Genomic DNA, 13,048 nt, shown 5'->3' with positions numbered 1-13,048 from the left:
TTGATTGCCGACGGGGCTTTTTCTACTTATAAATACCGATAAGGTGGAAGAAGATATGCGCAAACCAAAAAAAAGTCAACAAGCAGGAGAACGGGAGCGTTTGTTATTTAAACAGATCCAAGAAAAAATTGGAATTCAATTTTCCAATGAAACACTCCTGATGAAAGCTTTTACACATTCATCCTATGTGAATGAGCATCGAAAAAAGCCCTATGAAGATAATGAACGTCTGGAATTTTTGGGAGATGCGGTTCTGGAACTGACAGTTTCCCACTACTTATACGAAAAATATCCGATGATGAGCGAAGGAGAGCTGACGAAGCTCCGAGCTGCCATCGTGTGTGAGCCGTCATTAGTTGTTTTTGCCAATGAACTGCATTTTGGTGATGCCGTTTTACTTGGCAAGGGAGAAGAAATGACTGGCGGAAGAAAACGGCCCGCATTGCTTGCGGATGCCTTTGAAGCATTTATCGGAGCTTTATACTTGGATCAGGGCTTGGAAATAACGAAAGCATTCCTTGAAAAAATCGTGTTTCCAAAAGTGGACAAAGGTGCTTTTTCTCATGTGATGGATTTTAAAAGCCAGCTTCAGGAATTCGTTCAAAGAGACGGTTCCGGAGCGATTGAATACAATATACTCAAAGAACACGGTCCGGCCCACAATCGTGTGTTTGAAGCGCAAGTAATCCTCAATGGCCAAGTACTCGGCGAAGGCATGGGCCGCTCCAAAAAAGAAGCGGAGCAGCATGCCGCCCAAATGGCTTTAGGAAAACTAAACGAGCTTTAACTCAATAGTGAAGGGAAGAAACAGATTGTTCTTGAAACAATTAAGCATATTTGGATTTAAGTCTTTCGCCGAGAAGGTAACGGTCGATTTTGTACCCGGCGTTACCGCGGTTGTCGGGCCAAACGGAAGCGGCAAGAGCAATATTACAGACGCTCTTCGCTGGGTGCTCGGCGAACAATCCGCCAAAAGCTTGCGCGGGGGAACGATGGAAGACGTCATCTTTGCGGGAAGCGATTCAAGGAAGCCGCTTAATATTGCGGAAGTGACCATGATCTTGGATAATACATCCGGGTTGCTTCCGATTGATTATAATGAAGTCAGTGTGAAAAGATGCGTTCATCGTACCGGAGAAAGTGAATTTTATATCAATGGGAGCAGATGCAGGCTCAGGGATATTGTCGATCTGTTTACTGATTCAGGGCTTGGAAGAGAGGCCTTTTCCATCATTAGCCAAGGAAAAGTGGATCAAATTTTAAACAGTAAACCGGAAGAAAGGCGGACCATTTTTGAAGAGGCCGCCGGAGTCCTGAAATATAAGCAGAGAAAGATGAAAGCAGAAGGAAAATTGGCGGAAACAGAGGACAACTTAAACCGGGTGAACGATATTATCCATGAATTGGATGGACAATTGGAAACGTTAATGGAACAAGCAGAAAAGGCCAAAACATATCTGGATAAAAAAAGGTTGAAAGAAAAAAGTGAAATAGCGTTAACAGTATACCAAATCGAAACGCTTTATAAAGAATGGGAGTCGTTGAACAACAAGTGGGAAGAGCATACCGACAATGAGCAATCAGTGGCAAATGCCGTCCAGCAAGCTGAAATGGCTCTTGATGGGAAAAGGGAGACCGAGAATGGGCTTGACGAGGCGATCACCTCACTTCAAAATGTTCTTCTCGAAGTGTCTGGACAACTAGAGAAACTGGAAGGGACGAGCCAGGTTCTTCAGGAAAGAAAGAAGCATACGAACGAACAAATGGAACAGCTCCAAGTTTCGATTCAAGAGGCCGGCAGTAAAATAGAAGAGTTAAAAAAACAACTCGAGGCTACGAGAAATCTCTTACAAAAAAAAGATCAGGAAATTGACCATGTCCAGGATGAGCTTCAAAAAAAGAAAAATGAGCTGGGCTTTTTTGATGACCAAATTGAGGCGACGATAGATTCGCTAAAAAGTGATTATGTCGAGGTTTTGAATCAGCGGGCATCCGAGAAAAACAGGCTTCAATATTTAGAAAGCCAGTTAAGCCAGCAGGAAATAAAGCTGCAAAAGGCGAATGAAAATTATGACAAATATTCAGGAGACTATCAAGATATAAAAAGCAAGCTTTTGGAGAAAAAGGAAAAAATCGTTCAAGTGTTAAAAGCCCTGGAAGACATAGTGTTGCAGGAAAAAGAACTTGTGGAACATATGAATGGGTTGAAGGGTAAATTGGATCAACAGCAATCCATGCTGATGGAATCCTACAGAACCGCCGATAAACTGAAAGCCCAAAAGGAAAGTCTAGAATCATTGGCTGAGGATTATGCCGGATATTTTCATGGTGTACGTCAAGTGTTGAAAGCCAAAAAATCCATTTTGTCTGGCATAGAAGGAGCCGTCGCAGAATTGATTGATGTTCCGAAAGAGCTGGAGACAGCCATTGAAATCGCGCTTGGCAGCGCCGTTCAACACATCATTGTCCAAACAGACGAAGACGCCCGGAAAGCGATCGAATTTTTAAAGAAAAACAGATTGGGACGGGCGACTTTTTTGCCGCTTAATATTGTCAGGCCGAAACAGCTGCAAAGCGAGCAACTAGCGTTCCTTCAGCGTCACAGCCGATTTGTCGGCATTGCCTCGCAACTGATCCGCTTTGACAAAAAGCATGAGGCGGCAATTGGCAACTTGCTGGGAAATGTCATTATTGCCAAAGACTTGCAAGGAGCAACGGAGCTGGCAAAGCTGCTTCAATATCGTTTTCGCATCGTAACCGTCGACGGCGAAGTGATGAATCCCGGCGGTTCCATGACGGGGGGAAATTCAAAACAAAAACGGAACTCCCTTGTGGGACGCAAGAATGAGATTGCCCGGTTAAAAAAAGAGCTATATGCTGTGGAGACAACCATTTCAAACTATGAACTTGAAGGAAGCAGACTGAAGGAGCAACTTGCCAAATATAATAATGTGCTGGATGAAGCGGGAAAACAAAAGAAAAAGTGGCTGCGAGAGCGCCAGGAATTAGAGAAACAAATTTCCCAGCTTGAAATCAATGAAAAAAATGCGCAAGACTACATGGCTCTTTTTGAAATGGAAAAAAAGGAAATCACAGCCGAATGTATCTCGATCCAAGACCAAATGAAGCAAGTTGCATCCGTGTTGGAAAATAGTCAACAAGAAATTGCCAAGCTTGATAAGGAGATTGAAGAGCTCACAACAAAACGGAATGAGCAGCGTCAACATAAAGAGTTGCTTTCAGGGGACATAAACGAATTAAATACGCGTTATGCGACTTTGCATGAACAGAAAAACGCAGAAATAGCCAATCGGGACAGGCTTATGTTAACGTTGAAAGAATTGCAAAACGACATGGTGGACGCAGAGGAAAGACTCGCCGCACTCCAAAAAGAAAGCGAAAAAATCGAGAAAAATATCGTCGATAATCACCAACAAATACACATTATGCGGAAAAAAAAGGAAGAAACGATCGAAGAAGCTGCACTTAGGCGTAAAGAAAGAAACGCTGTCCAGCAAGCCATTGCGGAAATCGAAATCGAACTGCGAGCGTTAAAAAGAAAACATCGGAAAATGATGAATCTGGCAAAAGAAAGCGAATTAAAAAAAAACCGGCTCGAAGTTGAATTGGAAAACTATGCCCATATATTAAAAAATGAATATAGGATGTCTTATGAGCGGGCGAAAGCAGATTATCCATTAGAAGAAACACCTGAAGAAGCAAAAAACAGGTTGGAAGTGCTTAAGAATGAAATTGAGGATATGGGTACTGTCAACATTGGTGCAATAGAAGAGTATGACAGGGTAAACAGCCGATTTGAATTTTTACAAGCCCAGCAGCAAGACTTAATGGAAGCGAAGGATACGCTTATACAAATTATGGAGGAGATGGATGGAGAAATGATTAAACGGTTTGGTCAAACGTTTGAATCCATCCAACAAGCATTTGAAGGAGTTTTTCGATCCTTATTTGGCGGAGGACGAGCGAAGCTGGAGTTGACAGCACCGGATAATTTATTAACGACCGGAGTTGAAATAGTAGCCCAGCCGCCCGGAAAAAAACTGCAAAATTTGAGCCTTTTATCGGGCGGAGAACGATCGATGACAGCCATTGCCCTATTATTTTCCATTTTAACAGTCAGACCAGTCCCGTTTTGTGTGCTGGACGAAGTGGAAGCGGCGCTGGACGAAGCGAATGTCCTTCGATTTAGCAATTATTTAAAAGAATTCAGCCAAAGCACCCAGTTTATCGTCATTACACACAGACAAGGCACTATGTCCGGAGCAGACGTATTATACGGCGTCACGATGCAGGAGTCCGGCGTATCCAAACTTGTTTCTGTAAAACTGGAGGAAGCCGAAGCGCTGGCCAAATAACCTTGGGGGTGAAGCAAATGAGTTTTTTTAAAAAATTAAAATATAAATTTACAACATCAACCGATACCATCTCTGAAAAATTTAAAGAAGGCCTTGTAAAAACCCGTGATAATTTTTCCAATAAAATCAATGACCTCGTCGCCCGCTATCGTACGGTGGATGAAGACTTCTTTGAAGAGCTTGAAGAAATATTGATTCAGGCGGATGTCGGTTTTGACACAGTTATGGAACTTGTCGATGAGTTAAAGACGGAAGTGAAAAGAAGAAACATGAAAGATCCGCTAGAGGTCCAATCCGTTATATCCGAAAAGCTGATTGAGATTTACGAGTCGGGGGAGGATCATCTCGGTGATTTGAACATCCAGAAGGATGGTCTAACCGTCATTTTATTTGTCGGGGTTAACGGCGTCGGCAAAACGACGACGATCGGCAAACTGGCCCACCATTTTAAAGCGGAGGGAAACAAAGTGTTGCTTGCCGCAGGAGATACGTTCCGCGCCGGAGCCATTGAGCAGCTTGAAGTATGGGGTGAGCGTGTCGGTGTGGAAGTCATTAAACAAACAGCGGGTTCGGATCCGGCTGCTGTCATGTATGATGCGGTACAGGCCGCAAAAGCGAGAAAAGCGGATATTTTGTTATGTGATACCGCAGGCCGCCTGCAGAACAAAGTAAACTTGATGAACGAGCTGGGAAAGATCAAGCGTGTCATAGAAAGGGAGATTCCTGGGGCACCACATGAAGTTTTGCTCGTTCTGGATGCCACAACCGGGCAAAATGCCTTGCTCCAGGCAAAAACTTTTAAAGAAGCGACCGATGTCAGCGGCATTGTGTTATCCAAGTTGGATGGAACAGCCAAAGGCGGCATTGTATTGGCGATTCGGAAAGAACTCAATATTCCGGTGAAATTTGTCGGCCTTGGTGAAAAAATAGATGATTTACAGCCATTTGATCCTGAGAAATATATTTACGGATTGTTTTCTGATGCGATCGAGAAAACGGAGGAATAGTCGCTTTCAAGGAAACGGGTTGACGCCTCACTGGTAATGGTGTAAGATTTAGGGTGTGTAAAGGCTTTTAACTTAACAAGGTGGAGATCCCGATGATGCTTGAGAAGACAACGCGCATGAACTACTTGTATGACTTTTATCAAACGTTGTTGACTCCAAAGCAGCGTAATTATATGGCCCTTTACTACCGGGATGATCTTTCACTCGGAGAAATTGCCGAAAACTATGGCGTGAGCCGGCAAGCTGTATACGATAATTTAAAACGGACTGAAGCATTGCTCGAAGAGTATGAAAGCAAGCTTTTACTGCTGGAAAAATTCCAAAAACGAACACATTTGACGAGTTTGATGAGGGAACAGTTAAGCGACTTCCCGGATTTGAAGGATAAAATATCCATCTATCTGGATAAATTAGAGGAATTGGATTAGGGGGCGGCAATAATGGCATTTGAAGGATTGGCCGACCGGTTGCAATCGACAATTCAAAAAATCCGCGGCAAGGGAAAAGTAACAGAAGCGGACGTCAAAGAAATGATGCGTGAAGTCCGGCTTGCTTTGCTTGAGGCGGATGTCAACTTTCGGGTTGTCAAACAATTTATTAAAAAGGTGAGCGAAAGGGCAGTCGGGCAGGAGGTAATGAAAAGCCTCACGCCTGGCCAGCAAGTCATTAAAGTGGTGAAAGAAGAGCTTACCGATCTGATGGGCGGTGAACAAAGCAAGATTGCCACGGCGAAACGTCCACCGACGGTGATCATGATGTCCGGACTGCAAGGAGCCGGTAAAACGACGACAACGGGGAAGCTTGCCAATTTGTTGCGCAAAAGCTACAACCGCAAGCCTTTGCTCATTGCAGCCGATATATACAGGCCGGCGGCCATTAAACAGCTCGAGACGATCGGAAAGCAACTCGATATGCCAGTGTTTTCGCTGGGCGACCAAGTGAACCCCGTGGACATTGTCCGTAAAGGAATTGAAAAGGCAAAGGAAGAAAATTGTGATTATGTTCTAATCGACACTGCCGGACGGTTGCATATTGATGACGAGCTGATGGAAGAATTAAGGCAAATCAAGGAAGTAGCCGATCCGGATGAAATATTCCTTGTAGTGGACGCGATGACGGGGCAGGATGCTGTCAATGTGGCACAAAGCTTTAATGAGCAGCTTGACATTACAGGGGTCATCTTGACAAAGCTGGACGGGGATACCCGCGGAGGGGCTGCTTTATCCATTCGCTCCGTTGCCCAAAAACCCATTAAATTTGTGGGGATGGGAGAAAAGATGGATGCACTCGAACCGTTCCACCCCGAGCGAATGGCTTCCCGGATCTTGGGTATGGGCGATGTGCTTACCTTGATTGAGAAAGCCCAGGAATCTGTCGATGAAGAAAAAGCGAAGGAAATGGAACATAAATTCCGGACAGCCTCTTTTACATTTGACGATTTCCTTGAACAACTTGGCCAAGTCAGGAGCATGGGGCCGCTCGATGAATTGATCAAAATGATGCCGGGCGCCAACAAGATGAAAGGGCTCAACAATTTGCAAGTGGATGAAAAGCAGATTGGGCATGTGGAGGCCATTATCCGGTCCATGACAAAAGCCGAGAAAGAAAATCCCGAAATCATTAATGCGAGCAGGCGCAGAAGAATCGCCAAAGGGAGCGGGCGTCCCGTTCAAGAAGTAAACCGGCTCCTGAAACAGTTTGAGGAAATGAAAAAAATGCTCAAACAAATGTCGGGCATGCAGCAAAAAGGGAGAAAGAAAGGCTTCAAATTTCCGTTTATGTAAGAAAAGCGAAAAGCGCCTGCTTATCGACGTACAGACTGGAGTGCCTGCGACGAGATAAAGGAAACACGGCGAGGACCGAGCCGATGTTGACTTATCGTAGGAGTAGTCGTGAAGTCTGCAAGTCGATAGGTGCTAGAGCTGGACAATAAGAAAAGCGAAAAGCGCCTGCTTATCGACGTACAGACTGGAGTGCCTGCGACGAGATAAAGGAAACACGGCGAGGACCGAGCCGATGTTGACTTATCGTAGGAGTAGTCGTGAAGTCTGCAAGTCGATAGGCGCTAGAGCTGGACAATAAGAAAAGCGGAAAGCGCCTGCTTATCTAGAGCGCTTTTGCCAAGTTAATAGGGCCACGGCGCCTCAGCTGTTTCCAATCAGAATAAGCTTCTTTGTGATGCGCTGAGGTTTAACCACTTCATTAAGTGTACTGTGTCTCAGAAGACAAGAAGCTGTGCAAAGCGTCTGCATCTTGTGACGCGCTGAATAAGGCTTCTATCGAATAGGCCGGAGGCGCAGGAGCATATTAGCGTAAAGTCAGCTAGTCGATAAGCGGCGCGGGAGCAAGATAATATCAAGCTTCCGCCGATTACCAAAAGGCAACTGTATGCCACGTAGTTATCCCGTCTTGGGGTTGCATACATGTCATTTTAACATGTTAAGAAAAAACACTTTACAAACAAAACACACACTGATATTATACTATCTTGTGTGAAACTATTCGGAGGTGCTTTAAAGCATGGCAGTTAAAATTCGTTTAAAACGTATGGGAGCAAAGAAAGCTCCTTTTTATCGGATCGTTGTTGCCGACTCGCGTTCACCGCGTGACGGACGCATCATTGAGGAGGTTGGCACATATAACCCAGTCGCTGAGCCTGCACAAGTTACAATTAATGAAGAAAGTGTGTTAAAGTGGCTTCAGGATGGGGCGAAACCTTCTGATACCGTCCGCAACCTGTTCTCGAAACAAGGTATTATGGAGAAATACCATAACGCGAAGAATAGCAAGTAAACGTGATAGCGATGCAAGAATTAATTTTGTCGATCGTCAAGCCGATTGTTGATCATCCTGACGATGTTCAAGTGCGTGTCAGTGAAGATGACAAACGAATTGTTTATCATCTTACGGTTCACGAAAAGGATATCGGGAAGGTGATTGGAAAGCATGGACGTGTAGCCAAAGCGATTAGAACGGTCGTGTATGCCGCTGCAGGATCCAAACAACATAAGAAGGTATACATGGAAATCGACGAATAGGGAGGAAAAACCTCCCTTTTTTTTAACGATATCACCGAAAATAAAAGACGGAGGATGATCGTGTGAAAATTATCCAAACTGTCACCGTCAAACAAATTTTAACCGAAAAAAGCCGTGAAAAGCTTTCCGCTAAATATAACCAGCAAAAACAGCAATTGCAAAAAGAATGCGATCAATTATTATTTGAGATGAAAAAATTGGAAAGAACAAGAAAGTTTTCAGCCGTCGGCCTTAAAGCCCAATTTGATAAGGAAATTGATTTGAGAAAGGAAAAAATAAAATTAATCGACTTTCAAATTGAGCAGCTTGGGATGCTTCCGTATGGGAGCGAGCTAAAGGATCAAGATGTCCAGGCACTTGTAGAAATTGAAATTGGTGATAATTGGGAAGAAATAATGAAAGGGAAAACCGTCATTATAAAAGACGGAATCATATCTGAAATTCGAGAAAGGTGACTGTCATGGGCTGTTGGTTTAATGTTGGAAAAATTGTCAATACCCACGGAATACGCGGAGAAGTCCGAGTGATTTCCGTAACCGATTTTCCGGAACAACGCTACGCCCCGGGTAATACCCTGCATCTCTTCCTCAACGAAGCAGCACCTATTCCACTTGTAGTCAAAACACATCGCAAGCATAAACAATTTGATTTGCTTACCTTTGAAGGATATGACAATGTGAATGAAGTAGAACAATGGAAAAACGGGATGTTAAAAGTCTCCGAAGAAGAATTGATGGATCTTCCAGAAGGCGAATACTATTTTCACCAAATCATTGGCTGCAAAGTGTTGACTGTTGACGGAGAAGAGCTTGGTACTGTAAAAGAAATTTTAACCCCAGGGGCCAACGATGTTTGGGTCGTCCAAAGAGAGAACGGAAAAGATTTGCTCATACCCTATATCGCTGATGTAGTCCTTAAAGTTTCTGTTGATACAAAAGAAATTGTCATTGATCCGCTGGAGGGATTATTGCCGTGAGGATTGACGTATTGACTTTGTTCCCCGAAATGTTTTCAGGAGTTCTCGGTTCTTCCATTTTAAAAAAAGCTGCCGAAAAAAATGCCGTCACATACCATCTAACAAATTTCCGTGATTTTTCCGATGACAAGCACAAGACGGTAGATGATTACCCTTATGGCGGCGGCGCGGGAATGGTATTAAAGCCGCAGCCGATCTTCGATGCGGTAGAATGCGTAAAAAAGAAACATTCATCGCGCGTTATTCTTTTATGCCCGCAGGGAGAGACATTTACCCAAAAGAAGGCGGAACAGTTGTCAAAAGAGGAGCAAATTATTTTCATTTGCGGACATTATGAAGGATATGATGAGCGGATCAGAAGTATTGTGACTGACGAAATTTCCATTGGGGATTACATATTAACAGGCGGTGAACTGGCCGCTATGGTTGTCATTGATTCGGTTGTCCGGCTATTGCCGGGCGTTCTTGGAAATGAAAAATCACCTGTTTTGGATTCTTATTCAACCGGATTGCTTGAACACCCGCATTATACAAGGCCGGCCGAGTTTCGGGGAATGAAGGTGCCTGACGTGCTCCTATCCGGCAACCATAAAAAGATCGAAGAATGGCGTATCAAGCAATCTTTAAAAAGGACAAAAAATCGCCGGTCCGACCTTCTTGACAGCTATCCGTTAACGGAAGAACAAAAAAAGTGGCTTGACGAGGAAAATCTGTCCTAATTCCAATTGTAAATGACGGCTGGCTATGATATTATTACTTTTGTGGCTGGGAATGTAGCAAGTTGTTTCCAGTCGGTGACTACGGTGTTCCGCTGCAAGATTGAACGTTTGCATGAGCATCGGTGGAAGGAGATGAATACGATGCACAAATTAATAGAGGAAATCACGAAAGAGCAGCTTCGTACTGACCTGCCGGCATTCCGCCCGGGGGATACAGTTCGGATTCATGTAAAAGTCGTAGAGGGAACGCGTGAGCGGATCCAGCTGTTTGAAGGAGTCGTTATCCGCCGGCGAGGTGCCGGAATCAGCGAGACTTTTACCGTTCGCAAAATTTCCTACGGTGTTGGTGTGGAAAGAACATTTCCGGTCCATACACCACGAATTGCTAAAATTGAAGTCGTGCGTCGCGGTAAGGTTCGCCGTGCAAAACTTTACTATCTGCGCAAACTGCGTGGTAAAGCGGCTCGTATCAAAGAAATTCGTTAATTTATGGCTCATGCCTGCTTCGTTGCAACAAGAGGCCGTAAATGAAATTTGTCAAAGGAGCTTGGATTCAAGCTCCTTTTACTTTGCAATTTATTTCCTTGCGTTTTAAACTCGTGTAAAATGGTGTATACATATGAGAGAAAACATGTGAAAACTTCCCAGTGATGATTGGATGGTGACAAAATGGCGAAACAAAAAAATGAGATTTGGGAATGGACAAAAGCCTTGCTCATTGCCGTAGGGCTGGCTGCGATTATTCGTTACTTCCTTTTTGCTCCGATTGTTGTAGACGGGTTTTCCATGATGCCCACACTCCATAACGGCGACAGAATGATTGTTAACAAACTGAGCAAACCGGACCGTTTTGATATTATCGTCTTTCATGCCCCTGAGCAAAAGGATTATATAAAACGCGTGATCGGATTGCCCGGAGATACCGTTGAGTATGTAAACGACACACTTTATGTGAATGGAAAGCCTTATAAGGAACCATATTTGGAAGTCTACAAAAAGCAAAATCCGGAAGGTCCTTTAACGGAAGATTTTACTTTGGAGGAAATTACCGGCCACAAAACCGTTCCGGAAGGTGAACTGTTTGTAATGGGGGACAACCGCCGTTCAAGTAAAGACAGTCGCCATATAGGAACAATACCAATGGAAAAAGTGATTGGCGACACCAAATTTGTATATTGGCCTTTAAAGGATGTTAGAGTTGTAAAGTGATTGAATGGAGGAACATTCATGGCAATTCAATGGTTTCCCGGGCATATGGCAAAGGCTCGCCGGGAAGTGACAGAAAAATTAAAAGTCGTAGATATTGTGTTCGAGCTTGTTGATGCGCGGATTCCCATCTCATCCGCCAACCCTATGCTTGATGAAATCATTCTGCAAAAAAAGCGCCTTATTCTTTTGAATAAGGCTGACATGGCGGATCCTGATTATACGAAGGAGTGGATTCGTTATTACAGTGAAAAGGGCCATAAGGCGCTTGCCATTAATTCCCAGGAAGGGAAGGGATTGAAAGAAATCATCGCAGCATCGAAGGAATTGCTGAAGGAGCAAATCGAGCGGCGGGCAAAAAAAAGTCTAAAGCCAAGAGCCTTGCGGGCGATGATTATTGGCATACCGAATGTGGGGAAATCAACTTTGATTAATCGGCTTGCAAAGCGTAATATCGCCAAAACTGCCAATACACCGGGAGTAACACGCGGACAAGCATGGATTAAAGTCGGAAAAGAACTGGAACTTCTCGATACACCCGGAATTTTATGGCCGAAATTTGAAGATAAAGAAATTGGATACAAGTTGGCTTTAACAGGAGCCATTAAGGATTCATTATTAAATATGCAAGACATTGCCGTCTATGCGCTGGATTTCCTGAAAAGCCATTATCCGCAACGCTTAATGGAGAGGTACCAAATGGCGGATATAGCGACAGAAATGGCTGATTTATTCGATCATATCGGGAAGCTCCGCGGCTGTTTAATGTCCGGAGGGGAAGTTGATTATGATAAAACGGCTGACATCATCGTGATGGATGTGCGAACACAAAAGCTTGGTCGATTGACATTTGATTTTCCGAAAGAACAATCCGACTAATTTTTTGTAAACATATTCATAACCTCTTCACTTGGCCGATATAAAAAACAGATAGACAATGAGGGACAATGGATGGACAAGATGACTGTCGAACAAGTAAAAAAATTGCTGCCAGAGATAACAGACGAGCAGGACCCATTATTTCAGCAGCTTGCCGTGGATTCACGCAAGGGCGTCCAAACCCTTGTAGCGAAATGGCGGCGTGAAAAACAAAAAGCGCTACTTGAGCGGAAGCGATATGAGAACATGAGCAAATTGGAAGAAGAAGCGAGAGCGGCGGGTTATGAGCATATCGCGGGAGTTGATGAAGCCGGGCGCGGGCCGCTGGCCGGGCCGGTTGTTTCGGCCGCTGTCATATTGCCTGCCGACTGTTATATCGCGGGGATCAATGATTCAAAACAACTTTCCGAAAAAAAACGCTTTGACATTTATCAAGAAATTACGGAAAAAGCAATCGCTGTCGGAGTTGGGATTATTTCGGCGCGGGAAATAGATATATTGAACATACATAATGCCGTCAAAAAATCAATGCAGACAGCCATCAGCGAATTAAGTGTCCAGCCGGATTTTATCCTTTTTGACGCCATGGAAATAGATGTGCCGTTTTCCTACAAGTCGATTGTAAAAGGCGACACAGCAAGTGTTTCAATAGCGGCTGCATCAATCATTGCCAAAGTCACCCGCGATCGGCTTATGATACAATATGATGAGCAGTTTCCCCAGTACGGTTTCCGCATCCATAAGGGCTACGGAACTGCAGGCCACTTGTCTGCATTGCAATCTTACGGGCCTTGTCCGATTCACCGAAAATCTTTCGGCCCGATAAAAGAACATGCCGGCCAGTGAG

The 13,048-nt window shown here is 44.1% G+C and carries 14 protein-coding genes; all 14 read left to right on the top strand.

The window, feature by feature from the left end; translation table 11 throughout:
- Positions 1–55 precede the first annotated feature (55 nt).
- The 14 genes from rnc (at position 56) to NST31_RS01590 (ending at position 13,047) form a co-directional block, all read left to right on the top strand.
- Positions 56–787 carry a ribonuclease III gene (rnc, locus tag NST31_RS01655; RefSeq protein ID WP_077111755.1) on the top strand — a complete coding sequence of 244 codons (732 nt, stop codon included), beginning with the start codon at positions 56–58 and terminating at the stop codon, positions 785–787.
- A gap of 25 nt (positions 788–812) precedes the next feature.
- On the top strand, positions 813–4,376 hold the full coding sequence (gene smc / locus NST31_RS01650; RefSeq protein WP_339163515.1) for a chromosome segregation protein SMC: 3,564 nt from the start codon (positions 813–815) through the stop codon (positions 4,374–4,376).
- Positions 4,377–4,393: 17 nt separating this feature from the next.
- A complete protein-coding gene (gene ftsY, locus NST31_RS01645; RefSeq protein ID WP_339163512.1) occupies positions 4,394–5,383 on the top strand; it encodes a signal recognition particle-docking protein FtsY in 990 nt (329 codons plus the stop codon).
- A 95-nt stretch (positions 5,384–5,478) separates the two neighbouring features.
- Entirely contained in the window at positions 5,479–5,811 is a 333-nt protein-coding gene (locus tag NST31_RS01640; protein WP_077111837.1) for a putative DNA-binding protein, read from the top strand.
- 12 nt (positions 5,812–5,823) lie between these two features.
- Positions 5,824–7,167, top strand: a complete 1,344-nt coding sequence (ffh, locus tag NST31_RS01635; protein ID WP_077111752.1) for a signal recognition particle protein — start codon at positions 5,824–5,826, stop codon at positions 7,165–7,167.
- A gap of 736 nt (positions 7,168–7,903) precedes the next feature.
- Complete coding sequence (gene rpsP, locus NST31_RS01630; RefSeq protein WP_077111751.1) at positions 7,904–8,176, top strand: 30S ribosomal protein S16; 273 nt, start codon at positions 7,904–7,906, stop codon at positions 8,174–8,176.
- Positions 8,177–8,187: 11 nt separating this feature from the next.
- Complete coding sequence (locus NST31_RS01625; protein ID WP_077111836.1) at positions 8,188–8,421, top strand: KH domain-containing protein; 234 nt, start codon at positions 8,188–8,190, stop codon at positions 8,419–8,421.
- A 62-nt stretch (positions 8,422–8,483) separates the two neighbouring features.
- Positions 8,484–8,876 carry a YlqD family protein gene (locus NST31_RS01620; RefSeq protein WP_077111750.1) on the top strand — a complete coding sequence of 131 codons (393 nt, stop codon included), beginning with the start codon at positions 8,484–8,486 and terminating at the stop codon, positions 8,874–8,876.
- 5 nt (positions 8,877–8,881) lie between these two features.
- Positions 8,882–9,397, top strand: coding sequence for a ribosome maturation factor RimM (gene rimM, locus NST31_RS01615; RefSeq protein WP_077111749.1), 516 nt, complete (start codon positions 8,882–8,884; stop codon positions 9,395–9,397).
- Entirely contained in the window at positions 9,394–10,116 is a 723-nt protein-coding gene (gene trmD / locus NST31_RS01610; RefSeq protein ID WP_077111748.1) for a tRNA (guanosine(37)-N1)-methyltransferase TrmD, read from the top strand. The genes rimM and trmD overlap by 4 nt, the downstream gene beginning before the upstream one ends.
- 141 nt (positions 10,117–10,257) lie before the next feature.
- Entirely contained in the window at positions 10,258–10,602 is a 345-nt protein-coding gene (gene rplS / locus NST31_RS01605) for a 50S ribosomal protein L19 (protein WP_077111747.1), read from the top strand.
- A 183-nt stretch (positions 10,603–10,785) separates the two neighbouring features.
- On the top strand, positions 10,786–11,325 hold the full coding sequence (lepB, locus tag NST31_RS01600) for a signal peptidase I (RefSeq protein ID WP_077111746.1): 540 nt from the start codon (positions 10,786–10,788) through the stop codon (positions 11,323–11,325).
- A gap of 18 nt (positions 11,326–11,343) precedes the next feature.
- Positions 11,344–12,201, top strand: a complete 858-nt coding sequence (gene ylqF, locus NST31_RS01595; RefSeq protein ID WP_339163505.1) for a ribosome biogenesis GTPase YlqF — start codon at positions 11,344–11,346, stop codon at positions 12,199–12,201.
- Positions 12,202–12,273: 72 nt separating this feature from the next.
- Complete coding sequence (locus NST31_RS01590; RefSeq protein WP_077111744.1) at positions 12,274–13,047, top strand: ribonuclease HII; 774 nt, start codon at positions 12,274–12,276, stop codon at positions 13,045–13,047.
- Position 13,048 lies beyond the last annotated feature (1 nt).

It is taken from the genome of Siminovitchia sp. FSL W7-1587, assembly GCF_037963795.1.
Classification (GTDB): domain Bacteria; phylum Bacillota; class Bacilli; order Bacillales; family Bacillaceae_C; genus Siminovitchia; species Siminovitchia thermophila.
Note: the sequence above shows the minus strand (reverse complement) of the source record. Positions and strands in the feature narration are given on the sequence as shown.

Coding starts and splice junctions, on each gene's coding strand:
- rnc (WP_077111755.1), top strand. CDS start 56: ATGCGCAAACCAAAAAAAAGTCAACAAGCAGGAGAACGGGAGCGTTTG.
- ftsY (WP_339163512.1), top strand. CDS start 4,394: ATGAGTTTTTTTAAAAAATTAAAATATAAATTTACAACATCAACCGAT.
- NST31_RS01640 (WP_077111837.1), top strand. CDS start 5,479: ATGCTTGAGAAGACAACGCGCATGAACTACTTGTATGACTTTTATCAA.
- ffh (WP_077111752.1), top strand. CDS start 5,824: ATGGCATTTGAAGGATTGGCCGACCGGTTGCAATCGACAATTCAAAAA.
- rpsP (WP_077111751.1), top strand. CDS start 7,904: ATGGCAGTTAAAATTCGTTTAAAACGTATGGGAGCAAAGAAAGCTCCT.
- NST31_RS01625 (WP_077111836.1), top strand. CDS start 8,188: ATGCAAGAATTAATTTTGTCGATCGTCAAGCCGATTGTTGATCATCCT.
- rimM (WP_077111749.1), top strand. CDS start 8,882: ATGGGCTGTTGGTTTAATGTTGGAAAAATTGTCAATACCCACGGAATA.
- rplS (WP_077111747.1), top strand. CDS start 10,258: ATGCACAAATTAATAGAGGAAATCACGAAAGAGCAGCTTCGTACTGAC.
- lepB (WP_077111746.1), top strand. CDS start 10,786: ATGGCGAAACAAAAAAATGAGATTTGGGAATGGACAAAAGCCTTGCTC.
- ylqF (WP_339163505.1), top strand. CDS start 11,344: ATGGCAATTCAATGGTTTCCCGGGCATATGGCAAAGGCTCGCCGGGAA.
- NST31_RS01590 (WP_077111744.1), top strand. CDS start 12,274: ATGGACAAGATGACTGTCGAACAAGTAAAAAAATTGCTGCCAGAGATA.